The sequence below is a fragment of the Pseudoalteromonas sp. MB41 genome, from assembly GCF_020966275.1.
GTDB lineage: Bacteria > Pseudomonadota > Gammaproteobacteria > Enterobacterales > Alteromonadaceae > Pseudoalteromonas > Pseudoalteromonas lipolytica.
Genome location: NZ_JAJJZF010000025.1, coordinates 1 through 22,293, shown reverse-complemented (window position 1 = coordinate 22,293; position 22,293 = coordinate 1). Strand labels below are relative to the sequence as shown.

The 22,293-nt window shown below is 41.0% G+C and carries 22 protein-coding genes and 1 pseudogene; 9 read left to right on the top strand and 14 right to left on the bottom strand.

Annotated features, from left to right (window positions below):
• Positions 1 to 76 precede the first annotated feature (76 nt).
• Together LPA49_RS18245 and LPA49_RS18240 are read left to right on the top strand one after the other, a co-directional pair.
• Complete coding sequence (locus LPA49_RS18245) at positions 77 to 946, top strand: hypothetical protein (protein WP_065978157.1); 870 nt, start codon at positions 77 to 79, stop codon at positions 944 to 946.
• Positions 947 to 1,010: 64 nt separating this feature from the next.
• Complete coding sequence (locus LPA49_RS18240; RefSeq protein ID WP_268260787.1) at positions 1,011 to 1,376, top strand: hypothetical protein; 366 nt, start codon at positions 1,011 to 1,013, stop codon at positions 1,374 to 1,376.
• A 159-nt stretch (positions 1,377 to 1,535) separates the two neighbouring features.
• Here the strand turns inward: LPA49_RS18240 and LPA49_RS18235 are convergent, their stop codons facing one another.
• The 6 genes from LPA49_RS18235 to LPA49_RS18210 form a co-directional block, all read right to left on the bottom strand.
• Entirely contained in the window at positions 1,536 to 4,106 is a 2,571-nt protein-coding gene (locus tag LPA49_RS18235; protein ID WP_230237410.1) for a M1 family metallopeptidase, read from the bottom strand.
• Between the two features lie 112 nt (positions 4,107 to 4,218).
• On the bottom strand, positions 4,219 to 4,896 hold the full coding sequence (locus tag LPA49_RS18230; protein ID WP_036971162.1) for a hypothetical protein: 678 nt from the start codon (positions 4,894 to 4,896) through the stop codon (positions 4,219 to 4,221).
• Between the two features lie 105 nt (positions 4,897 to 5,001).
• Positions 5,002 to 5,352: a DUF2750 domain-containing protein gene (locus LPA49_RS18225; protein ID WP_036971160.1), complete on the bottom strand. Its 351-nt coding sequence runs from the start codon at positions 5,350 to 5,352 to the stop codon at positions 5,002 to 5,004.
• A 17-nt stretch (positions 5,353 to 5,369) separates the two neighbouring features.
• Positions 5,370 to 5,948: a glutathione S-transferase family protein gene (locus LPA49_RS18220; protein ID WP_230237408.1), complete on the bottom strand. Its 579-nt coding sequence runs from the start codon at positions 5,946 to 5,948 to the stop codon at positions 5,370 to 5,372.
• 60 nt (positions 5,949 to 6,008) lie between these two features.
• Positions 6,009 to 6,290, bottom strand: coding sequence for a peptidylprolyl isomerase (locus LPA49_RS18215; RefSeq protein ID WP_036971157.1), 282 nt, complete (start codon positions 6,288 to 6,290; stop codon positions 6,009 to 6,011).
• 75 nt (positions 6,291 to 6,365) lie between these two features.
• Positions 6,366 to 6,941, bottom strand: a complete 576-nt coding sequence (locus LPA49_RS18210; RefSeq protein WP_065978152.1) for a glutathione peroxidase — start codon at positions 6,939 to 6,941, stop codon at positions 6,366 to 6,368.
• A gap of 75 nt (positions 6,942 to 7,016) precedes the next feature.
• Between LPA49_RS18210 and LPA49_RS18205 the strand changes: the two genes are divergently transcribed.
• The 3 genes from LPA49_RS18205 to LPA49_RS18195 all read left to right on the top strand — a co-directional run bounded on the left by LPA49_RS18205 (position 7,017) and on the right by LPA49_RS18195 (position 10,736).
• A complete protein-coding gene (locus LPA49_RS18205) occupies positions 7,017 to 7,529 on the top strand; it encodes a GNAT family N-acetyltransferase (protein WP_065978151.1) in 513 nt (170 codons plus the stop codon).
• Positions 7,530 to 7,639: 110 nt separating this feature from the next.
• The gene (locus tag LPA49_RS18200; RefSeq protein WP_230237450.1) at positions 7,640 to 9,589 is read left to right on the top strand and encodes an ATP-binding protein; all 1,950 of its coding nucleotides are present in this window, start codon (positions 7,640 to 7,642) and stop codon (positions 9,587 to 9,589) included.
• Between the two features lie 19 nt (positions 9,590 to 9,608).
• Positions 9,609 to 10,736, top strand: a complete 1,128-nt coding sequence (locus tag LPA49_RS18195; RefSeq protein ID WP_036971147.1) for a PleD family two-component system response regulator — start codon at positions 9,609 to 9,611, stop codon at positions 10,734 to 10,736.
• Between the two features lie 35 nt (positions 10,737 to 10,771).
• On the opposite strand, the gene queG is transcribed toward LPA49_RS18195, so the two are convergent.
• The 6 genes from queG to LPA49_RS18165 form a co-directional block, all read right to left on the bottom strand.
• Positions 10,772 to 11,923 (bottom strand): tRNA epoxyqueuosine(34) reductase QueG, encoded by a 1,152-nt coding sequence (queG, locus tag LPA49_RS18190; protein ID WP_206770709.1) that lies wholly within the window; start codon positions 11,921 to 11,923, stop codon positions 10,772 to 10,774.
• A gap of 59 nt (positions 11,924 to 11,982) precedes the next feature.
• Complete coding sequence (locus LPA49_RS18185; RefSeq protein ID WP_074988893.1) at positions 11,983 to 13,200, bottom strand: methyl-accepting chemotaxis protein; 1,218 nt, start codon at positions 13,198 to 13,200, stop codon at positions 11,983 to 11,985.
• Positions 13,201 to 13,287: 87 nt separating this feature from the next.
• Positions 13,288 to 13,986, bottom strand: a complete 699-nt coding sequence (locus tag LPA49_RS18180; RefSeq protein ID WP_065978148.1) for a glycerophosphodiester phosphodiesterase family protein — start codon at positions 13,984 to 13,986, stop codon at positions 13,288 to 13,290.
• Entirely contained in the window at positions 13,983 to 14,849 is an 867-nt protein-coding gene (locus LPA49_RS18175) for a DMT family transporter (protein WP_199524355.1), read from the bottom strand. The genes LPA49_RS18180 and LPA49_RS18175 overlap by 4 nt, the downstream gene beginning before the upstream one ends.
• A 109-nt stretch (positions 14,850 to 14,958) precedes the next feature.
• Positions 14,959 to 15,219, bottom strand: a complete 261-nt coding sequence (locus LPA49_RS18170) for a hypothetical protein (protein WP_199524354.1) — start codon at positions 15,217 to 15,219, stop codon at positions 14,959 to 14,961.
• 16 nt (positions 15,220 to 15,235) lie between these two features.
• Complete coding sequence (locus tag LPA49_RS18165) at positions 15,236 to 16,084, bottom strand: DUF350 domain-containing protein (RefSeq protein WP_227006840.1); 849 nt, start codon at positions 16,082 to 16,084, stop codon at positions 15,236 to 15,238.
• Positions 16,085 to 16,265: 181 nt separating this feature from the next.
• Between LPA49_RS18165 and rnr the strand changes: the two genes are divergently transcribed.
• Both rnr and rlmB read left to right on the top strand, forming a co-directional pair.
• Positions 16,266 to 18,731 (top strand): ribonuclease R, encoded by a 2,466-nt coding sequence (rnr, locus tag LPA49_RS18160; RefSeq protein ID WP_230237407.1) that lies wholly within the window; start codon positions 16,266 to 16,268, stop codon positions 18,729 to 18,731.
• A 14-nt stretch (positions 18,732 to 18,745) separates the two neighbouring features.
• Entirely contained in the window at positions 18,746 to 19,492 is a 747-nt protein-coding gene (gene rlmB, locus LPA49_RS18155; RefSeq protein WP_075594453.1) for a 23S rRNA (guanosine(2251)-2'-O)-methyltransferase RlmB, read from the top strand.
• Between the two features lie 75 nt (positions 19,493 to 19,567).
• Here rlmB and LPA49_RS18150 read toward each other — a convergent pair whose 3' ends face one another.
• The gene (locus tag LPA49_RS18150) at positions 19,568 to 20,494 is read right to left on the bottom strand and encodes a manganese-dependent inorganic pyrophosphatase (RefSeq protein ID WP_182396111.1); all 927 of its coding nucleotides are present in this window, start codon (positions 20,492 to 20,494) and stop codon (positions 19,568 to 19,570) included.
• Positions 20,495 to 20,645: 151 nt separating this feature from the next.
• Between LPA49_RS18150 and LPA49_RS18145 the strand changes: the two genes are divergently transcribed.
• Together LPA49_RS18145 and mutM are read left to right on the top strand one after the other, a co-directional pair.
• Entirely contained in the window at positions 20,646 to 21,155 is a 510-nt protein-coding gene (locus LPA49_RS18145) for a hypothetical protein (RefSeq protein ID WP_196857572.1), read from the top strand.
• A complete protein-coding gene (gene mutM, locus LPA49_RS18140; protein ID WP_196857573.1) occupies positions 21,148 to 21,957 on the top strand; it encodes a bifunctional DNA-formamidopyrimidine glycosylase/DNA-(apurinic or apyrimidinic site) lyase in 810 nt (269 codons plus the stop codon). Before LPA49_RS18145 ends, mutM begins: the two co-directional genes overlap by 8 nt.
• A 49-nt stretch (positions 21,958 to 22,006) precedes the next feature.
• Here mutM and LPA49_RS18135 read toward each other — a convergent pair.
• Positions 22,007 to 22,293: pseudogene (locus LPA49_RS18135) on the bottom strand (IS4 family transposase); the annotation flags it as partial.

Here is a 22,293-nt window from a genome sequence, read left to right as displayed (position 1 = left end):
AGCATAGTAAGGTCAAGTGACTGCCTGATTAAATAACGCTATCATGAGCCAATAAAAATTAAAACGAGAGAACATAATGAGATTACTTACCTCTTTCCTTTTTGGCGCATTTGGAACGTTTTTAAGCAGCCAAGCGGACGCAGCTATGCCTAAAAGCGAAGTGTTACTGGCTGATCTTGAGACCCCTTATGGTATGAAGGTAACAAGAATTACGGATAATAAAAGTTACAATAACCAACCGTTCTTAATTGATGAGGGGCTTTATTACACGCATGAGGTGCTTGGCGATGATGGACAATCGCAAACAGATTTATATTTCTATAATTTTACAACTCAGCAAGCAACAAATTTAACGCACTCTGCTGTTAGTGAATATTCACCCACATTAATGCCTAACAAGCAGGCGTTGTCAGCCATCGTTGTGGAAGAAGATGGTAAGCAAAAGCTCTGGCAATATCCGTTGCAGGGTGAACAATCTGCTGCGCGTATCTTCGAGTGGATTGAGCCTGTAGGTTACCATGCATGGGGCGCCGACAACGACCTTGTTATGTTTATTTTGGGCGAACCACATACCTTACAATATACCACGGTTGCAGCTGCTAAACCGAAGGTCGTTGCGAATGCTATTGGCCGAACCTTACTTTTTGATGCGCAAACGAATAGCTACTTATTTAGCTACCACAAAGATAAGCAACATTGGCTGGCGCGTTTTACACCCCAATTTGAGCAAGTAACAGATATTTTACGTCTACCGGCACAATTACAAGATTTCACCTTGTTGGATGAGCAGACAGTTATTTATGCGATTAATAATCGCGTTTATAAGCGAGATTTAATGAATCCAGAGCCGGTTTCTCAATGGTTAGATTTAACGTCTTATTGTGAAACCAAAATAACACGTTTGAGTTACCATAATAAGAAACTTGCCTTTGTTTGTGATAAATAAGTAACGCTTTTTAAGGGATTACTGTAATGTGGCTACTACTTCTCGTTTTAAAATAGGCGCGCATTTGTCTTTCTCTGCAGAACAACTTACTGAACAACTGATAAAAATTGGCTGTCGTAGTAACTTTAAAATAAAAAATATTAATGAGTTTATGCCCGCTAATTCCAAAGAAGCATTTTATGTGCATGAACAAAGCGGGCAGGCTAAATTAGTCATTAGGCCTGTTTTTGAGGTGTTTAGTGACTACTTTGAAGCATTGGACGGCATCTCTCGCATTAAAGATTATTTCCATAGCAGTGAAATGACACGTTTTCCTACACGTATTTATAAAAGTGCCCAGCCTATTCATTATGGGCTCGCATTTAAAGTTACTTCAGTGTTAGCGGCAGAGCAGTTTATTAAGCAATTTAATAAAATTTTAGCGCAATAATTTTAACGCAATAATTTTAACGTAATAATAGTGTCGCTATTTTAATGAACGCAGTTGGTTAATTGCATTATAAGTTAATGACAGACACGACTATAAGTGCGGACTCGTTAAGAGTTAATAAAAAAGGGTCACAGTGTGACCCTTTTTTACATTGTGCTGTTAACGTTTAAGAAAACTATTCACCGAGGCCAGCTCGCGCTTTTTAAGCGAAAGGCAGTCATTGACGCTTTCTTCAAGCTTGCTGAGTGAGCGCTCATACCCTGGTACTTCAGAGATTTTATCAGTGAAGAAGGTTTTTGTTGTGGCTAAGCTTTGAGCATCACAACTTGCCGTTGTGAAAAACGGTAAGTTCGGTACAAAAAATGGCGGTAAGTTTTTAGTGATGGCATCGTAGTTGTTATAAATCCAATCAATGAACAACGCTTGGCGTTCTTTACCATAACTTAGACCCCCTAATAAAGTACGCATATCTGAGGCCGTTACTTCATCAGTTAGGCTGTACTCAAGGACTGCTTTTTGTAGCTCTGGTTTACCAAAATAACCCATTGCAGCAAGCATTTTTGTGCGTACTTGCGGATCTTTAGTGGTTTTGAACGTTTCTTTGTACTTCGCGAGTAGTTTTTCATCACCATGATAAGCTGCAAGGTTTAAGTAGGTTGATGCTAAATATGGGTCAACATTTTCAGGATTGTTTAAGTAAAGTGCGGCTTGTGCTTTAGCCGTATCAATGACTTTGCGATCTTCACCATCAAAACCTAGTCGGCTGATCACTTGCGCTCGTAGCTGAGATACTGCAGCATCTTCATCAGCTTTGGCTGTTAAGCCATATTGCTTCGCGGCAGGAGCAATGCTCTTACGGATAAACTTAGGCCATAAGTCGCGGTTGCTATCATCTTCAAAAACACGTTTTTGCGAAGCTAAGTAACCCAATGCTGTATTCGCTACAAGTGGGTGTGCATCGCTCACAAATGTTTCTAGGGTTTGCATTAAGCGGGCAGCAGAAATAACACCGGCATCAAGTAAAGAGTCAGCGGCAGAAAGGAGTGCCAAACGCTCACGGACTGTTAATTTGTCAGCTGCGTTATCTAGCAGGGCATTAAACTGCGCATCGTCTAGTAACCAACGGTAATAGCCCATAGCTCCTTGATCTGGGTAAATCCACTCAGGTTCAAAATCAAGTGTTAGCTGTTGTGTTTCTTTGTTTAGCAGCAAGTTAGCTGTTTTTACTTTGTCACCTGCACCATATTTTATAGCAACAGGCACGTTCCACAGTTGAGCAGGGGCTTCAACACCTGCATTCACAAAACGGCTCTGGCTGATGGTAATTTTCTTACCGTCTTGGGTTACTTTGATAAGTGGAAAAGAAGATTGCTCAATAAATGACTTTAATACACTCGCCACATCTTTATTTGAAGCTTCACCTAATGCTCGCCACAGGTCAGCTGCTTCAGCATTTTTATACGAGAATTTTTTCAAGTAGGCTTGAATACCTTGCTGGAAAGCATCTTCGCCTATCCAGTTTTCAACCATAGACAGTACCGCGCTCCCTTTACTGTAAGCAAGGCCAAGGCCATCCATGATATCAGCTTCGGTTTTAATCGGTTTACGAATGGGTTTCGTGCTTAAGCGTGCATCTAATGCCATCACATAGTTTTGCGGTAAATTTAAGTGTGATTCAAATTCAGGATTAATTTGTGCCGTAATTTTTGCCGCCATCCAGCTTGCAAATGCTTCATTTAGCCATAAATCATTCCACCACTTCATGGTAACAAGGTTACCGTACCATTGGTGTGCAAGTTCGTGTGCAATGATTGATACATTACGTTCTTTTTTGCTACGAGTCGCGGTCGCTAAGTCAACTAATAGAATGTCTTCACGATAAGTTACAAGACCAGCATTTTCCATTGCACCGAATGGAAACTCAGGCACTGCAACCGAGTCTAATTTTTTATAAACGTAAGGGATACCAAAGTAATCTTCCAGTGCTTTGAGAACGCGAGGCATATTTTCTTTGGCGTAATCCGCAAGATGAATCTTACCTTGTGGCGTTAATACTCTGCCAGGAATTGGCATGCCTTTAATTTCTAGCTCTTCAAAAGGACCGACCGCCATTGCTACAAGATAAGAGGGAATAGGAGGCGTTTTATCAAAATAGTGTGTTGTCATATCGCCATTGACCGTGGTTTTTAATACCGGCGTGTTGGCATACACTTTTTGTGTTGTCGGTGCAGTAATCGTTAACTGAAATGGAATTTTATAACTCGGTTCGTCAAAAACAGGGAAGGCACGGCGTGCATCACTCATTTCAAATTGAGTAAATAAATAGGGAGTACCTTGATCAAGCGTTTTATATAAGCCCACACTTTGGCGGTTATAAGGCGCAGTAAAATCAACCATTAGCGTATACTTTCCAGGTTGGATTTTTTCATCACACGAAAATTTTACTTTGCCTGTTTTCAGCATGTCTGCACTTAGGTCACAATTTTCGTCACCTAGAATTTTTGCCATACTGACCGCGTAATCAATACCGTTTAATTCTATATAGTTCGTTGCTTTGAGTACTTCGATGGCAATTTCAGTGTGGCCAGAAAAAGTGTCTTTCGCAGGATCAAGTGTCAGCTCTACCTGTTGTGAGCTAGGTTTTGCTAGTTTTTCTATTACATATTCATTGGCATGGGCTGAGCTAACCGCAAGTGCAACACTCACAGTTAATAGGCTTTTTAAGAACATAAGTATCCCTGATTTTTTGTTGTTAGAAAGGCACTGACTTTGAGTGCTGTTTTCCATGCTATCAGGTTTTAAATTGAACAGTAATAATTAGTTAGTAACAAAGTTTGTCAATTTAATGATGGCGTTCAATGAAGCGTCGCCAGTGCAACTGTGGATTAATTTGTCTCACATTTTGTAGAATGCCGTTAAGCAACGACATATCGTTAAATAAAGAGCCTGAAAACTCTTTAAAGCCCATTAAATAGTTAAACGCATCTTTACTGTTAGCTTGTATTGCATGAATACGCACTTGTTGTTCAAAGTTGAGTCTTAAACTGCTGATAGCCGTTTTCATCCCTTGTTGATCAACATTGGGAATGGCACATTTTTGTAGATAACCAGCTCGTTCACCTTCACCAGAAAACCAAATACGGACTTTTTCACTGTAACGTCCTGACTTAGAAGGTAAATCAAACATTAAGCGGGTATGCCCTTGTGCTTTTAAAAAGTCTAGGTATGGGTCAAGCCCTGCTGCGAATAAGGCATCATGAATCGGCACAAAGCGTGACTTTATCTTGCCGTGGGTATGAAAGTGAAAGCAACGCACATCTGACAATGTGACAATATCATCTAGGGTGAGATGGCCAATTTCATCACTGTAAGCGCCAGTATAATAAGCAAAAAGAGGAAGCCAAAAATGCCAGTGTTTTGCTTGTTCACGGGGCAAAAGCTGATCACTAAAGATGTAACCAGTATACAGGGTATGTAACTCCATGGCCGAAAAGGGCCTACGACCGAGATGGGACTTCAACCTAATACCTTGATAATAAAGATGTCTTGAAGAGTATACCTGAGAAATGTAAAGTTTCCAGCAAATGGCACTCTGTAACCACAGTACCATTTGCTGTCAATATAGTTAGTCGCAAAGGGCCTTAGCAAGACCTACAGGCTCTATTTCGACGCATACTTGGTCGTCGTTCCAATTTAGACCAACGAGCGCATCATCCTCGTTTAAGTCTTCAACCCACTCATCTAAAAATTCGTCTAAACCAATTTCTACCGGTGTATAGTCATTCCACTCGTCTTTACATTGTGCTTTTGCAGCGTCTTCTGTGCCCCATAGCAACAACACATCGGTGTCGCTAAATTGGTTTGATTCACACACAACAAAACCACCATCTTCGGCACCAAGTGCCCACATAGACTCGTTTAAACGTACTTTTTCAACAAAGTTAACTAATTCTGATTCTATTTCGATATCGCTCATTTGCTTAACCCTTATCATTAATTTCGTGGATCTGTGTGTTTTACAGCTGCTTTTGCTGAGAATTGTTGATAAAAGTCCGCTAAATTCTCGAGTTGACTCCAATCAGTTAATTCACGAAAGCAAATCCAATCTAGCAAGCAGTATAAACTGATGTTGAGGTATTCACAGCTTTTAAATGCAGGCTCAGATAAATGACTATTTAAATAGCGCAATGTTTCAGCAATTCGTTCATTTTGTAAATTAAAGAACAATTTATCGTCTTTTGTATCAAATCCTGAGCGCTGGCACAGTAGCATTTCAACGAGCGAGTCATTGCAGGCGTTAATAATGGTTAAAAGGTTTTCTTGCTGCCAGCTCAATAAAGGTTGATCTGATTTTTCTAATAAGTAGCGAATAATTGAGTTTGAATCGCATACACTAAAACCATTATCAATTAATACCGGAACTTTTCGAGCGGGATTGTGTGCAATCATAGTGTGTCTATCTTGCTGTGAAAAAATATCTAAATTAATAAACTCAAGCGCAATATCATTGTTCAGTGCCCACATTCGTATCCGGCGGACATACGGTGAAGTTGTTGAACCAAGCAGTTTCATAGATTAGTTTCCTATCAAAAAAAAAGCCGCGAAAGCGGCTTTTAACGATTCATTATGAAGTTAGTCTGTTCGGCTAGTTACTTCAAGTAGATGATAACCAAATTGAGTTTGCACAGGCCCTTGCACTTGATTTATTGGCGCTGAAAAAACAACTTTATCGAATTCTGGAACCATCATGCCCGGACCAAATTCACCTAACGCACCGCCATCTTGGCCTGAAGGACAATTTGAGTGAGTACGTGCGAGTTCTGCAAAGTCTGCGCCTTGTTCAATTTGTTGTTTAAGGTCTAGACATTGTGCTTCACTGTCTACGAGTATATGTCTTGCGCTGGCTACTGCCATAATAACTCCCCATTGTGTGTTTTTCTAAATTAAATAATGAGTTTAGTTCAATATTTGCTGAACGAAAGGTTAAATTTATTTTGCAGCTAACTGCGCTTCAATCGCGTCACGCATAGCTTTTGATTCTGGTTTGGTTTTACTGTTAAAACGCTCAACCGTTTTACGGTCTGCCGAAACAATATATTTGTAAAAGTTCCAATTAGGTGAACTTGTTGCTTCGTTTAGGTGCTTAAAAATTGGGTTTGCGTCACTACCACGCACCGCGCTGGTAGCGAACATGGTAAAGGTAACACCGTAATTAATGTAGCATACTTTTGCGGTGTCTTTTTCGTCATCTTCTTCTTGGAAAAAGTCATCAGAAGGGAAACCAAGAACAACGAGACCACGGTCTTTGTATTCTTTATGAATTGCCTCTAAACCCTCAAACTGTGGCGTAAATCCACAGTTACTTGCGGTATTCACTATGAGCAATGGCTTACCTTTAAATTCGCAAAGATTAACACTTTCTTTTGAGCGTAATTTACGCAGCGTTACATTGGTAAAGTCATCACATTGAGTTTCTGCGACTGGGTCTTGAATTGACGGGGGAGATTCTGCTGCAAGATGAGTAGACATAAGGCTTGCACAGAGTAACAAAGCATATTTATTCATAATGATTTCCTGCTAGTTATTTGTGATGAATATACGCTAATATGCGAGAAAGTGATCATTTAATTTCAGTTATTTATGACTATTCGAACAGCAACAGAACACGACTTAACACAGATTGTCGCTATTTATAACGAAACAATTCCTGGGCGTATGGTAACCGCAGATACCGAAGAGGTAACGGTGGCTGAGCGACAAGCATGGTTCGCAGCCCATACAGAACAAAGGCCGATTTTTGTGTATGAGCAAAACGCGAAAGTACTTGCATGGCTCAGCTATAAATCTTTTTATGGGCGTCCAGCGTATGATGGCACAGTCGAAATTAGTATATATATTACCTCAAACGCTCAGGGACAGGGGTTAGGCAAAACGTTGCTTTCGTTTGCAGAGGAGCATGCCAAAACGCTTAATATAAAAGTTTTGCTAGCGTTTATTTTTAGTCATAACCTGCCGAGCATTAAACTGTTTAATCGTTTTGATTATCAGGTTTGGGGAGAACTGCCTGAAGTTGCAATTATGGATGATAAAGCATATAGCCTCGTTATTTTAGGTAAGCACTTAGATCTTAAAGTAATAAAAAAAGCAGTGTAAATTTAGTGACTTTGTTTTTTTCGACTACTCTAATTAGGTAATTATCATTAATTTGAGCCTAGTGTACTGTGCGAAGAATATTAATTGTCGATAGTAATAGTGTTTTAGCAATGCGCGTAAAAGTGTTATTGGAACTCATTGGCTGTAAAGTCGAGTTATTGCACTTTTCGATGATAGATGACACTGTTTTAACTCAAGAATTTGATTTAGTTGCGGCTTCTCATGGTGTGCCGACAGAAACTATAAAGAAACTGAGTGGGGTGTTTTCGCAAGAAAATTTTTTATTGCTTGCACCCAAAGCACAGCGTAGTGATTTACTCGAGCACTTCAGTGAAATTAATCGCTTGCTGCCTAATTCAGTGGTTATTTACCCATTTTTTGCAAACAAAGAAATTAGCACTTTATTAGAAGGGGTGTTAGAGCTGGGTAGTGACAACATCTTAAAGCTGCCCACGGTATTGGTTGTTGACCATCTCCCAGAACGATTAGAAAAAATTACTCAAAACTTAAAAGGCGCGCACATTAAAACCTTTAAAGCTGGGAGTAAGCTTTCAGCTATTGAAATAATAAATCAACACAGCATTGATTTATTAATAAGCGACTTTACCTTTGAAGATGGCACTGGACTTGAGTTGTTTAACAAGCTGAAAGGGACGCAGCCTAACAGCCGTTGTTTACTGTACACCTCAAAGCCTGAACAGGTTTCGATGATTGAAGCGATTCGCCAGGGGGTGGAGGATGTGCTGGTTAAGCCCGTTGATGATAATAGCCTATTACAGTCGGTTCATAAATTATGGCAAACGGAGCTACTCAAACGCCACAACGCAGAGTTAGTTGAGCGTTTACAAAATACCGTTGATGCCCTCATAGAAAAAGACAGCCTGTTAAGGGTTATTTTTAAACACACTCCTGATGCGATTATATTGTTTGATCGCACGGGTAAAATTATTGAAACCAATGATGCCTGTGAACTGTTATTTGAAAAACCGCTTAAAGAGTTTGAAAACTGCTCGGTGTTTGACTTTTTTGATACACCTTCAATAAACCGTATTAAAGATAAAATAAGCACCCTGAATAAAAATCGTCAATTTAGCTGTGACTTAAGACTGCTTAAAGAAAACGGCAATGAGGTTCCTCTCGTAGGCTCGTTTAACGAAATAGATCACCATGGTGAAATTGCGTTGGCGGTTATCTTTAAAAATGTTACCCACCTGAAAGAAAAAGAAGACTTGCTGCTTGAAGCAAAAGACATGCTCGAAGAAGAAGTTAAAGCGCGTACGGCACAACTTGAGCATGCTAAAAACGTTGCCGAGGCCGCAAATCTGAGTAAATCAGAGTTTTTAGCTAATATGTCTCATGAGTTAAGAACTCCTATGCATTCGATTTTAAGTTTTGCACGCTTTGGACTTGAAAAAGTTGCGAATGATGATCTAAATAAAGATAAGTTAAACAAGTATTTATCGCGGATAGAGCAAAGTGGAGAGCGGTTGTTATCGCTGCTTAATAACCTACTCGACTTATCTAAATTGGATGTTGGCAAGTTTCCATTTAACCCTCAAAAACACAATCTGGGCAACATTATAAAAACTAGTATTGATGATGTGTCTGGTACAGCACTTGAGCGAAATATAATGATTCGTCTACAGGAGACTGGGCAAGATATCGTTCTGGATTGTGATGAAGAACAGATCAATCAAATTATGCGCAATTTATTAGGAAACGCGCTGAAATTCAGTGAACCGTTCAGCGAGATAGATATTCAGTTATCAGTGCAAAATAACATCGCTGAAGTAGCGGTTGTTGACCGTGGTATTGGTATTCCAGAGTGTGAACTTGAAAAAGTATTTGCCAAGTTTGAACAAAGTAGCAAAACCAATAGTGGCGCAGGAGGCACAGGCCTTGGGTTAGCTATTTGTCGGGAGTTTGTGAGTTTACACCAAGGCACTATCTCCGCACATAACAACGAATATGGGGGCGCTACAATTTTAGTGCGATTACCTTTGAATATAGATTTGTCTCAGCATTTAGCGACTGAAGAGCAAACTATGAAGCTTAATTAACAAAACGGAAGAACTAGACATGGCCTTGAAGCGAATTTTAGCCGTCGATGATGAACCATTTAACTTAGAAATAATTGAAGAGATCCTCGAAGAACTCGATTTTGAGCTGAAAATGGTCAACAGCGGTCCAGAATGTTTAGATGTTGTTGAAGCGTTTGATCCACAAGTTATCTTGCTGGATGTTAGCATGCCACAAATGAGTGGTTATGAAGTATGCCGAAAGTTAAAAGAAAACCCGAATACAGAAAAAATAATCGTTATGTTTGTGTCGGCCAGAGGCACGGTTGAAGAGCGTATGGAAGGGTATTCTGTAGGGGCTGAAGATTATATTGTAAAACCTTTTGGGCATGATGAATTAAAGCTCAAGCTACAACACTTAAACCAAGTACTGATCGAAAAAGAAATGCTTGAACAACAAGTGGAAGACGCCACGTCAACAGCCTTTAATGCAATGGCTAATAGTAGTGAAATGGGCCAAATTGTTAATTATATCGAGCATATCGGTTTAATTGATGATGAAAAAGAGTTGGGTAAAGCATTACTTCATTGTTTAAGCGCATTTGACTTACAAAGTAATGTTGAATTTCGCTTAGCATCGGGTCTAGAGCACTTTTCAGTGTCAGGTGTTTGTTCGCCCATTGTTGTTGAGCTATTTGAAATGCTTAAAAACAAAGGCCGTTTACATGAGTTTTCGAGTCGAATTTTAGTAAATTATGAAATGATTAGCTTACTCATTTTGAATATGCCAGAACAAGATCCCGATAAACATGGCCGTATTCGTGACCACATTTGCTTTTTAGTGAGTGTGACCGAGCAGCAGCTTAAAGCGATAATTACAAAAAAAGAACTGGTTAAACAGCAACAGCAACTGAATGACGCAGTGTCTAAAGTACACAGTAAGTTTAAGGGGCTCATAGAGCTTTTGAATGACAATCGTATTAATAACGAAGCGGTGTTTAAACAGTTACAAGAGGATTTGGAACAACGAATACCCACAATGGGATTAGACGAAGACCAAGAGATCTTTATTTATCAGAAAGTCGATGAAACCATTCAAAACTCAGTAGCGCGTGAAGAGTCAGTGCAGGGAGTAAAGGCCGCATTTAAAGAGATTGAAAACGATTTATCGGTCTTATTAAAGCAATGACACACTCATTGAGTACGCGCGGTGCTGGCCGCGCTTTAAGCATCTCGTGGTAAACCTTTTTCAACAATACGAATCAAACGTGCGGTTTTACGTAATTTAAGCTGACGCTTGTTCTGTTGTTGTGAAAGCGCCCACTCTATGTGCTCTGCGACCAGTGGCGTTGCACTTTGAAGCGCCTTTTTAAGCGCGATAATAATTGTGTCGCTATAGTCAGCATTACCAAGTCCAACCGCTAGATTTCTTTGCCAGCGTTCATGGCCAATACGACGAATCGGGCTGCCTTCAGTGTTTTTTAGGAATGTGGCTTCATCCCATGCAAAGAGTGTGAGTAAGTCTTGATCTTTTAATTGCGTTCGAGGATGGAAGTCGGCTTCATCGGTTATTTGTCCATAACGATTCCACGGACACACGAGTTGACAGTCATCACAGCCATACACACGGTTACCAAGTAATGAACGGTACTCTTCAGGAATAGGGCCTTGCAGCTCAATCGTGAGATAAGAGATACATTTACGGGCATCGACTACATACGGCTCAACAATCGCACCTGTCGGGCACAGAGTCATACACGCCACACATTTGCCACAGCCTTCAAAGGTATTCTCGTTATCGATAGGCAGTGGAATATCAACAAATAACTCGCCTAAGAAAAACCACGACCCCGCTTCTTTATTTATAAGAAGGCTGTGTTTTCCACGCCAGCCTAACCCTGCTTTTTCTGCTAATTGTCGTTCAAGGACTGGCGCAGAGTCCACAAATGGGCGAAATCCTAGCTGACCTACTTGTTGTTCTATTTTTTGGCCTAATTTTTTGAGGCGATTACGAATGAGCTTATGGTAGTCGCGACCTAGCGCATAGCGACTTATGTACGCTTTTTCGGTTTGCTTGAGGTTTTTAGCAAAGCTGGCATCGGGTGGAAGGTAGTTCATTTTAACCGAGATAACACGCTGAGTACCCGGCACTAATTCTGCTGGACGGGCACGTTTCATCCCATGCGCAGCCATGTATTCCATGTCGCCGTGGTAACCCAAATCTAACCAACGTTGAAGCTGGGCTTCGTGCTGAGTGAGATCAATATCGGTGATCCCGACTTCTGCAAAACCAAGGTCTTTACCCCATTGCTTAATTTGCTGCGCGAGTTGCTGGTAATCGATAGGTGTTGTCACGGTGAATAAAAAAGTAGCCAAGGAATGGCTACTTTATCATAGTTATAGAAAGCTTAGAATTAAAAGCGTTTCAGCGCCCATTAAACAAACCGCTTTAGCTGTTGTTGGGTTTGTTGGCTAAGTAAATGTGATTGCTCACAATCAGCAAGGGATTCATCTATTTGCTGTTTCGCTTGCTCACCTAACGCCACAATTTGCTCGACACTTTGGTGTGTTTGAGTTTGTGTTTGTTCTAGTAAATGAACAGCACTAACAATCTGTTGTAGCTGCTGTTGATTTTGCTCAAACTCACTCAGCATGTTGCTAAACCCTGCTGAGGTATTGCTAATGGCTGTTTCAGCTTCACTTGAATGGCTAATTAATAACTCAGACTCTTTATTTGTTTCGTTTACCAAGCTATTCATTTGATTAATAAAGTCGCTAATTTGACGGGTTGCATCGTTCACTTTTACAGAAAGAGTTCTAACTTCATCAGCAACAACCGCAAACCCTCGTCCAGCTTCACCGGCACGTGCAGCTTCAATGGCGGCATTTAAGGCTAACAAATTTGTTTGATCAGAAAACTCTTCAACCATTTTTAAAATAGCACGAATATTTTCACTGTTTTCTTTTAACCCCGACACGGTCGCAGAAAAGTTGCCGAGAATTTGGCTGATCATGGCCACTTTTTTTACCAGAGTCGATAGTTCCGCAGCTGAATGTTGTACAAAACTTAGGTGCTCACTGTTAACCGTATGAACACTGTCGGTGTTTGCAGAGATATGCTCTAAACTTGTCGTAATTTGATTACTTGCATCGGTAATTGTATGGCTAAACGTAATTTGTTGATGGCTAAGCTTCGCTGTTTGCTGCATCGATTCTGTCATTTTTGAACTACTATCGGCACTGGCTTGCGCACTTTGGTATGTGGTGGCCAGTAGCTGGCTTAGGTGAGATGTAAAAGTATTGTATTGCTCGCTTAAATCGCGAAATTCATCAAAGGTAAAGTGTGGGAGTTTTGCCGATAAGTCAGCATCATGACGATTAATTTGCGCTAAAGTATCGCGCATAGCCTGTACGGGCCGCACAATTAAAAAACGCATATAAAAAAGTGTGAAAATAAAACTGCCAACAATAACGAGTGTCATGAGCCAGAATAGCCCTGTGCTTGCTTGCTGTTCAGATAAGCTACTGTAAAGCCAAATTAAAGTAATGACCTGAAAGGCAAACACAAACCCCAAGTTACCGACAATTTTACGCGTTAAGGTGTAAAAGAAAGTTTGTTCGATAAAATTATAAATGCGCATATAGCTACTCATTGAGGTGTTATGTTGATTCATGTCGGGCGTTTCTTAGTCTTATTTAATTCCACGTTATTCGACACAGTATAGCTTATTCTTTTTGAGTCACAGCGACTGCAGTGTCATTTGTGTATGGCATGGGAAATTAGTAAAAATTCCATCCACGCCATAATCAAGCATTAACTCGATATCTTCTACCTTATCGACCGTATACGCATAGACTTTAAGTCCGCGTTGTTTGGCATCGGCAACAAACTCATGGTTTATAAAGTTTTTATCAATATGAATGCTGTAGGCATGCAGCTTTTGCGCAAACTCACTGTAATTGATAGGAATTGATGCGGTTAACGCGCCAATCTTCACCCAGGGTAACTTTTGCTTGAGCCACATGAGTTGATGATGATCAAAGGATGAGACTAAAAGATTATCTCTTGATAACTTTCCAGTGCTAATGTTTGATTCAATAAGCTCTACAAACTTATCAAGTGAAAAGGTATGTTTGAGTTCTAAATTGAGCAGTGTTTTATCATTAACCCAATCAATCGCTTGCTGTAGCGTTGGCACTATTTCGCCATTACCTGCATCGAACTGTTGAATTTGGGCTTTGCTGCAGGCATTCACTTTACCGCGACCTGATGTGGTCCGGTCAAGCCATGTGTCATGAATAATCATATAATCATCAAGGCAGCTTTGTACGTCGATTTCAATACCGTCAACAGCCAAATCTACAGCGGCTAATATGGCACTTTTGGTATTTTCTGGGTAGGTACCACTGGCACCTCTGTGAGCGAATACTTTTATCATTGCGTGTGTTTCCGAGTCACTGACCATGTTTCATAAAAAGCGGCGCTTATAACCAAAACGCCCCCCATAATTGTGCTTATTGTTGGTTGCTCATGCAAAATTAAAAAAGCCAAAAACGTGCCGTATAGCGGTTGCAAGCAAGAAATTAATCCAGCCGTTGAGGCTGATAAGTGTTGTAAACTTGCAGCAAAAAGTGAATGCGGCGCTGCTGTAAAAATAACCCCAGCGGTGATCAATAGCAGCCAATTAATTGTATCAACTTGTAATGGCGGTACTTCAAGGAAGGCGCACAGCATAATACAGGCAATCCACGTTTGATAAAGCATGGTCTGTGGGCCACCGTATTGGCTAAAGTAACGCTTATGAATAATATTTCTAAAAGCAAAAAAGAAGGCTGATAAAATACCGGTCGCAATGCCAAGCGTAACATCATTCCCAAGGCTTGCATCTGGGATGAGTAAGTAAATACCGAACATCACCACTACAGCGCTAATAATATCTTTCAGTTGCGGTTTACGACCATGAAAAAGAGGCTCTAAAAATACAGTGATCACGGGGTAAGTAAAAAAGGCAATCATGCCAACAGCAATACCGGCTAATTGCATTCCTGCAAAATAGGTTAACCAATGAATACCGACAGTCACTCCGAGTAATAGAGCAATAAGATAATCACGGCGAGAGTGGAGTTTAATCGCCTTTTTTTGGATATAAAGTAAGATCAATAAGGCACAACCGGCAATACCTGTTCTGTATACGGTAATGTCTAATGCACTTAAGTTAATGAGCTTGGCAAACAACGCAGTTCCACCAAATAGCAACACTGCAATGTGTAAGTACATAAGACTTTGTTTGTGCGCCTGCATTGCGACCCTTGTTATTATTATGCTTAACTCTCTTTTTAACGGTAATCCTTTGCTTTGTAAACCATCCTATGGGCTAATCCATTGGTTTAGTTCCAGTGTTTCCAGCCTTTTAAATAATAGTGCAGCACATTGGGCTCATCGAGGGTCGAGACTTTTTCGTTATTTGCACTGATATCTGGCGTAAAAATAAATAGCTGTGCATCATTTGGCCATCTTCAGGAACATTAAATAAATAGGGCTTATCTTGGCCATAATATTCTTTGAAGTTGCCATATTGGCCATTTTGCAGAGGCTCTTGAAGGTCTGCGCGTATCAAAAAACAGCTTAAAAAAGCAATCGACGCGATAGTAAACAGCTTATAGATGTTCATCCTTACTCCAATAAGCTTAAATAGCGATCGTGATAATCACTGCAACACTTATTGCGATGCTGCTTTCGATAACGGCAACAGCGGTATTATTGTCATGCATAGCTTGGTCAAGAGAGATTTTACTGAAGATAATTTTATCAACCAAGTAACGTACGATCGGCAAGATTAAGAAGCCAAACAACGCATCAATAAAAAATAAACTAAGACTTTGTTGCCAAGTATGAAAGCCACCAAGCAGGGCATGGCACAGAATGATTGCTAACGCTAACATGGTACCTGAGAAGCTCATCGCTACAGCTTTATTGCCTTTTTCAAGCTGTTCATGCAGGTCAAAAGCAGTGAGGTGATCATAGCCTTTAGCAAACATGATCAGCAAAAGCTGTCCGAGTGCGTAAAATACAATGGCTGATAACCACGTCCCTTCACCTGTTAAAGCGCCACCAATGATTAAGGCTGCAGCCATGTAATTAGCAGCTTGTACTAAGCCAACGGCTTCATTTTGTCGATTAATTAACTGTTCTTGGTTGCAGAATAAACGCAGCAGTAACTTATCATTTAGAAAGCGTGAGCATGTTAATAACACCATGCCGAGTACACTATACAGCGATACATTAATTAAGTCGGTCAGTAGACCTTTGCTTGGTCCTGCTAGTACAAAACCATAAATAATCGTAATAGCGCCCAAATAGCCACCAATTGATAAACCTAATGCTGTATTGGCATTATCTGTTAACTGATTTGTGGTGTTGTAGGGGGTTGCTAAGTTATACGACAGCTTAGCGAGTGCGATTATCGCGATAAAAAGAGCGATGTATGCGCTGTTGTACGCCATTGCTGCAAGGTAGTGGGTTAAATTAATATCCATATAAATTTGTTAGGTTGTTGTTATTTTCAGAAAATATTACCACAGACTCTTTACTGCGAAGAATATCAACGTGTTATTTTTGGCATATTTAGTTAATTTCTTAAAAGTTTCATAGCATTTGCCTGTCTCATTGCGTGGTTATGGGTTAAAATAACAACATAACCAACTAACAAGATAGTGAATGACAAAACAGGATCCCAATCTCAGTCGAGAACAAGAAAAGTACGAAAACCCAGTCCCTAGCCGTGAGTTTATACTTACTCACTTAGAATCTCGCGCTAAACCAGCAAACTTCACACAACTTTGTGACGAATTACACGTGGATGACACTGAACGCCAAATTGCGTTTAAACGTCGTTTGCGCGCTATGGAGCGTGACGGTCAGTTGTATTTCAATAAATTTAAATGCTACGCGTTGATTGATGAATCAGGCCTTGTGAAAGGCAAAGTAGTTGGCCATCGTGATGGGTTCGGCTTTTTAGAAGTTGAAGGCGAAAATAAAGATTGGTTTATCGCAAAACACCAGATGAACATGGTGCTGCATGGCGACATTGTGCTTGCTAAAGGCAATCGCAAAGGCGGCAGTGGTAAATGCGACGCGCGTATCATTAAAGTGTTAACGAATGAGCGCGCCCCGATTGTTGGTCGTTATTTTGTTGAGCATGGCATTGCGGTGGTTGTTGCCGAAGACCCGCGAATCACGCAAGATATCATGATACTGCCTGGCAGTGAGAATGGCGCGCGTCATAATCAAATGGTGCAAGTTCAGATCACGCAAAACCCAAGTCGTCACATGAATGCAGTGGGTAAAGTAACGGAAGTATTGGGTGAACATTTAGCCCCCGGTATGGAAATTGAAGTAGCACTTCGAAACCATGATATTCCGCATGTATGGCCTGAAGCCGTTGAAAAGCAAGTTGCCCATTTAGGTGAATTTGTTGATGAGCAAGCAAAGCAAGGCCGAGTCGATTTACGTGATTTACCATTAGTAACAATTGATGGTGAAGATGCACGAGACTTTGATGACGCCGTTTACTGTGAGCGAAAACCATCAGGTGGTTGGCGTTTATGGGTCGCGATTGCTGATGTATCACATTATGTTGGTATGAACACGCCACTGAATAAAGAAGCGATAGAACGCGGTAATTCAGTGTACTTTCCTGAGCAAGTGATCCCCATGTTGCCGAAGGTGTTGTCAAATGGTTTGTGTTCATTAAACCCCAATGTTGATCGCTTATGTATGGTTGCCGAGATGACCGTATCTGAGCAGGGCACCTTAGAGAATTATAAGTTTTACGAAGCGGTGATGAATTCACATGCCCGTTTTACTTACACTAAAGTGCATGCAATTTTGCAAGGTGATGAAAGGCTGTGCGAAGAATACGCGCCAATGGTGCCGCATTTAACTAATTTACATCAAATGTACATGGCACTGAAAGCAGCTCGCCAAGAGCGTGGTGCAATTGAGTTTGAAACGCTAGAAACGCGTTTTGTGTTTGATGCTCACCGAAAAATTGAATCAATCGTCCCTGTGGTGCGTAATGATGCGCATAAGCTCATTGAAGAATGCATGATTTTGGCGAATGTATCGGCAGCTCGTTTATTAGAAAAACATGAGGCCAGTGCACTTTATCGTGTGCATGATGAACCTGATGCTGAAAAGCTTGGTTTTTTCAGAAACTTTTTATCTGAACTGGGCATTGAGTCAACATTGTCAGATGAGCCGACACCAAAAGAAATAACACATGTACTTGCAAAACTAGGTGACCGTCCTGAAGCCGAGTTAATTCAAACCATGTTATTACGTTCGATGAAACAGGCTGTGTATCAACCAGACAACATTGGGCACTTTGGTTTGGCGTTACCTGCTTACGCGCATTTTACATCGCCAATTCGCCGTTACCCTGATTTAGTTGTGCACCGTGCGATTAAAGCTGTTTTAAAAGCACAAGGCCAACAAACGTCGGGCGAGTATGCTTACAGTAATGATGAAGTTGATATTTTAGGCGAGCAATGTTCAACCACTGAACGTCGCGCAGATGATGCGACCCGTGAAGTCGCCGATTGGCTTAAATGTGAGTTTATGCAAGACCATGTTGGCGATGAATTTGGCGGGGTTATTTCATCGGTCACTAACTTTGGTTTATTTGTTCGCATAGACGACTTACAAATAGATGGCATGATCCACGTAACGAATCTTGGCAATGAATACTTCCATTATGACAATGCAAAACACTGTCTTATTGGTGAGCAAACTCATACGGTTCATCGCTTAGGCGATAAAGTGACGGTTCAGGTATCGTCTGTCAGCTTAGATGAGCGTCGAATTAATTTAGTGTTTGCTGGTGATGTACCGCAAGACCGCTATGCGCGACGCCGTGCGCAAAGTGCACCTGCAAAACCGAGTATTCGTGCACAGTTAAAAGCAGGGAACATCCCTGGCAAAAAAGGGGATGATAGTCGCTCAGACCCTAAATCTTCAGAGAAAGATAATGCAAAGCGTGGCAAGTCTTCTCATGCAAAAGGGCGTAAAAAACCTAACAGCAAACAAGCGGATGTTGTAAAAGCAGGTAAGAAGAAGAGCAAGAAAAAAGCCACCAAAAAGGCAAAAAGACCGGGCAAGAACGCCCGAAAACGTACTAGCTGAGGAGCAAATAATACGTGAGTAATGAATTAATCTTTGGTTTTCACTCTGTTGAAGCTATTTTAGCAAAAGAGCCTGAGCGCTTTTTAGAAATTTATGCGCTAAAAGGGCGTGAAGATAAGCGTTTAAACCCGATTATTGATGAAGCTCGTAAGTTCGGTATTTCAGTGCAATTTATGCAGCGCAAAGCACTTGATAACAAAGCCAATGGTGAACAGCACCAAGGGATCATTGCTAACGTGAAAGCAGCGCGAATGTACAATGAAAAAGATCTCGACGAAATCATTGCCCGCGAAGACACGCCTTTCTTGTTAGTGTTAGATGGCATAACCGATCCGCATAATTTAGGTGCGTGTTTACGCAGTGCGGATGCAGCAGGCGTACACGCGATTATTGTGCCTAAAGATAAGTCTGCAAAGCTTAATGGCACAGCACGTAAGGTAGCCTGTGGTGCCGCTGAAACAGTGCCTTTAGTACAAGTGACAAACCTTGCACGCACATTACGTGAAATTAAAGACGCAGGTGTGTGGGTTGTTGGCACAGCGGGTGAAACTGACACCGAATTATTTGATGCTAACTTAACAGGTCCTATGGCCATAGTGATGGGAGCCGAAGGTGACGGTATGCGTCGTCTAACTCGCGAGCACTGCGACCTACTCGTTAAAATACCCATGGCAGGCACGGTATCAAGTTTAAATGTATCGGTTGCGACCGGTATTTGCTTATTTGAAGTATTACGTCAGCGTAATGCGACGCAGCTTTAATCTTTGCGTTCGACAATAAAAAAGCCGATATAATATCGGCTTTTGCATATCTATATTCGGCACCGCGAATGACAATTAGATTTTTGCGAATGCGTCTTGTAGTGGCGGTACAACTTGCTTTTTACGGCTTAATACACCATCTAACCATACTTTGCTATTCTCAGATTTAACATCATATGCCGCTTCAATAACAGCAACGTCATCAGAGCTTATCAGCATTTGTGAGCCTTCTTTCATGATATCTGTTAATAGTAGTAATACTGAGTGACGGCCGCCTTCTTCTTTTAGCTTCACGATGTCAGCTTCAAGGTCTGCTTTGATCTCATCAAAAACAGCAAGGTCAATGACTTCTAGTTGACCAATACCGACTAGCTTGCCGTTCATGTTGAAGTCTTTAAAATCACGCATAACTAGGTCGCGAGCTGGCGTGCCTTCTACTGCAGATTTTACTTTGAACATTTCCATGCCAAGTTCTTTGAAATCTTCGATACCGGCAATGTCAGCAAGTGCTTCAACACACTTAATATCAGCAGTGGTGCATGTTGGTGATTTAAAGATAACGGTGTCGCTTAAAATAGCGCATAACATGATGCCCGCGATGTCTTTCGGGATTTCTACATTGTAAAAATCATACATCATTTTAATAATGGTATTTGAGCAACCCACCGGGCGAATCCAACACTCAAGAGGTGTTGATGATGTTAAGTCGCCTAATTTGTGGTGATCGACTACACCTACAACGCGTGCTTCGTCGATGTCATCAGGTGCTTGTGTTTTTTCTGTATGGTCAACGATATAAACGTCTTCACCTGCGTAGCTAAGTTTAAGCTCAGGTGCTTCGAAGCCAAATTTATCTAAGATAAATTGTGTTTCAGGTGATATTTCACCTAAACGCGTTGGAATGGCCGGTTCATTGATTTGGTTTTTTAAGTAAGCAAGCGCAATTGCACCGCAAATTGAATCTGAATCAGGGATCTTATGGCCCACTACATACATTGACATTGACGGAACTCCTTTAAATTTGGCAGATATTTTAGCAAAGTCTCTACAGATTGATACATAACAGACATGAAATTTTGTTGATCAATTACAACTGCCAATTAACCAGAATTTTAGTTACACTTTAACGTATTGAAAGTAGAGGAAGATACACATGCGATTGAGCAGAAAAGCGTGGAATAATGTGGTCATTATTTCAATGCTATTGATGATTTTTTTCTTCAATGGTTTACATAAAAAGCTCAATACTCAACCTGCAGAGGACGGCATGCACGCGCTGCTACCTGAACAAAGTTTTATTTTGGCGATGGCATTTCCCGAACTTAAAATTGAGCGAATTGGCACTTCTTGGCGTAGTCAAAACTTACAAGAAACAACATGGCACGGGGATGAGCAAGCGTTAGAGCAATTAGTTGAGCTGTGGCAGCATCAACAGCTCAATCTTGCAAGTATACCTGTAAGTAAGCTTTCGAAGACATCAGCGAACTATGTTGCTTCAGTGTGGTTAGCGGGTGAGCAATTACCTGCGGTGTATCAACTTTATACCATTGAAGGAAATTACTACCTACTCGATAAGCGGTTACAGCGTGTATTTGCGCTTGAACACGCCGATGCCGCTCAGTTATTTCCGTTATATCCGTTTAAGAGAATGACAGATGCCTGAATTACCAGAAGTTGAAGTAAGTCGGTTGGGGATTACTCCGCATGTGCTCGACCACGTAGTGACTAAAGTGAATATTCATAATGCCAGCATGCGCTGGCCAGTGCCTGATGATGTATATCAGTTACAAGGTCTTAAAGTTAACTCGATTGAACGCAGAGCAAAGTATTTATTACTGGGTTGTGAGCGTGGAAGTGTCATATTACATTTGGGAATGTCAGGCAATTTACGCGTTGTGAATGCCGATGAACCACTTAAAAAACATGACCATATCGAGTTTGTTTTAGAGTCTGGAAAAGCGCTTAGGCTAAATGATGCGCGCCGCTTTGGGGCATGTTTATGGCAAGCACCTGGCGAGTGCCATACTTTACTGACCAAGCTAGGCCCAGAACCTCTTACTGATGATTTTTTTGCTGAGCGTGTTTACGAGCAATCAAGAAACAAGAAAGTACCGGTTAAGCAATTTATTATGGATAATGCCGTGGTTGTTGGTGTGGGGAATATCTACGCCAATGAGTCGCTATTTAAAGCGGGGATCCACCCCAAACGTGAAGCGGGAAAGGTATCCTTAAAACGTTATCAACAATTAGTGCCTATAATTAAAGACACACTAGCTGCGGCGATTACTCAAGGCGGCACGACGTTAAAAGATTTTGCGCAAAGTGATGGTAAACCGGGTTATTTTGCTCAGCAATTATTGGTGTATGGCCGCAAAGGTGAGCCGTGCGTTACCTGTAAAGAGCCGTTAAAAGAAATTAGATTAGGCCAAAGAAGTACCGTGTTTTGTGCAAATTGCCAAAAATAAGCGTGTATTAATAAGGCAGTAAAAAGCACGCCCGTTGGCGTAATGCCAGTCAGTTAAGAGCTGACTGGCATTTTCTTTTGTAAGGATACTTATTTGGTTTCCTTCTTATCACCCTTGGATAATGCCTGTCTGGTAGCCTATCGGGTAAGATAAACAACCTAAGTGTTTTCAGTAACTCATCATAATGAACAGGTAACTTACTTGCACTATGTATTGGCGTAAACATGAAGAAAGCGATTACCTGCCGCATAGATTGGCTAAAGCTTAATTGAGTAGGCAAGATATCTTCTTCTTTAGTTGCATCAAGCATGATTATGCGTATTAAGTTGTAAGCGA

Coding starts and splice junctions, on each gene's coding strand:
- LPA49_RS18245 (WP_065978157.1), top strand. CDS start 77: ATGAGATTACTTACCTCTTTCCTTTTTGGCGCATTTGGAACGTTTTTA.
- LPA49_RS18200 (WP_230237450.1), top strand. CDS start 7,640: ATGCGCGTAAAAGTGTTATTGGAACTCATTGGCTGTAAAGTCGAGTTA.
- LPA49_RS18145 (WP_196857572.1), top strand. CDS start 20,646: ATGCGATTGAGCAGAAAAGCGTGGAATAATGTGGTCATTATTTCAATG.
- LPA49_RS18185 (WP_074988893.1), bottom strand. CDS start 13,200: ATGAGTAGCTATATGCGCATTTATAATTTTATCGAACAAACTTTCTTT.
- LPA49_RS18195 (WP_036971147.1), top strand. CDS start 9,609: ATGGCCTTGAAGCGAATTTTAGCCGTCGATGATGAACCATTTAACTTA.
- LPA49_RS18220 (WP_230237408.1), bottom strand. CDS start 5,948: ATGAAACTGCTTGGTTCAACAACTTCACCGTATGTCCGCCGGATACGA.
- rnr (WP_230237407.1), top strand. CDS start 16,266: ATGACAAAACAGGATCCCAATCTCAGTCGAGAACAAGAAAAGTACGAA.
- mutM (WP_196857573.1), top strand. CDS start 21,148: ATGCCTGAATTACCAGAAGTTGAAGTAAGTCGGTTGGGGATTACTCCG.
- LPA49_RS18205 (WP_065978151.1), top strand. CDS start 7,017: ATGACTATTCGAACAGCAACAGAACACGACTTAACACAGATTGTCGCT.
- LPA49_RS18210 (WP_065978152.1), bottom strand. CDS start 6,941: ATGAATAAATATGCTTTGTTACTCTGTGCAAGCCTTATGTCTACTCAT.
- LPA49_RS18150 (WP_182396111.1), bottom strand. CDS start 20,494: ATGTCAATGTATGTAGTGGGCCATAAGATCCCTGATTCAGATTCAATT.
- LPA49_RS18170 (WP_199524354.1), bottom strand. CDS start 15,219: ATGAACATCTATAAGCTGTTTACTATCGCGTCGATTGCTTTTTTAAGC.
- LPA49_RS18215 (WP_036971157.1), bottom strand. CDS start 6,290: ATGGCAGTAGCCAGCGCAAGACATATACTCGTAGACAGTGAAGCACAA.
- LPA49_RS18225 (WP_036971160.1), bottom strand. CDS start 5,352: ATGAGCGATATCGAAATAGAATCAGAATTAGTTAACTTTGTTGAAAAA.
- LPA49_RS18235 (WP_230237410.1), bottom strand. CDS start 4,106: ATGTTCTTAAAAAGCCTATTAACTGTGAGTGTTGCACTTGCGGTTAGC.
- LPA49_RS18165 (WP_227006840.1), bottom strand. CDS start 16,084: ATGGATATTAATTTAACCCACTACCTTGCAGCAATGGCGTACAACAGC.
- LPA49_RS18175 (WP_199524355.1), bottom strand. CDS start 14,849: ATGCAGGCGCACAAACAAAGTCTTATGTACTTACACATTGCAGTGTTG.
- LPA49_RS18180 (WP_065978148.1), bottom strand. CDS start 13,986: ATGATAAAAGTATTCGCTCACAGAGGTGCCAGTGGTACCTACCCAGAA.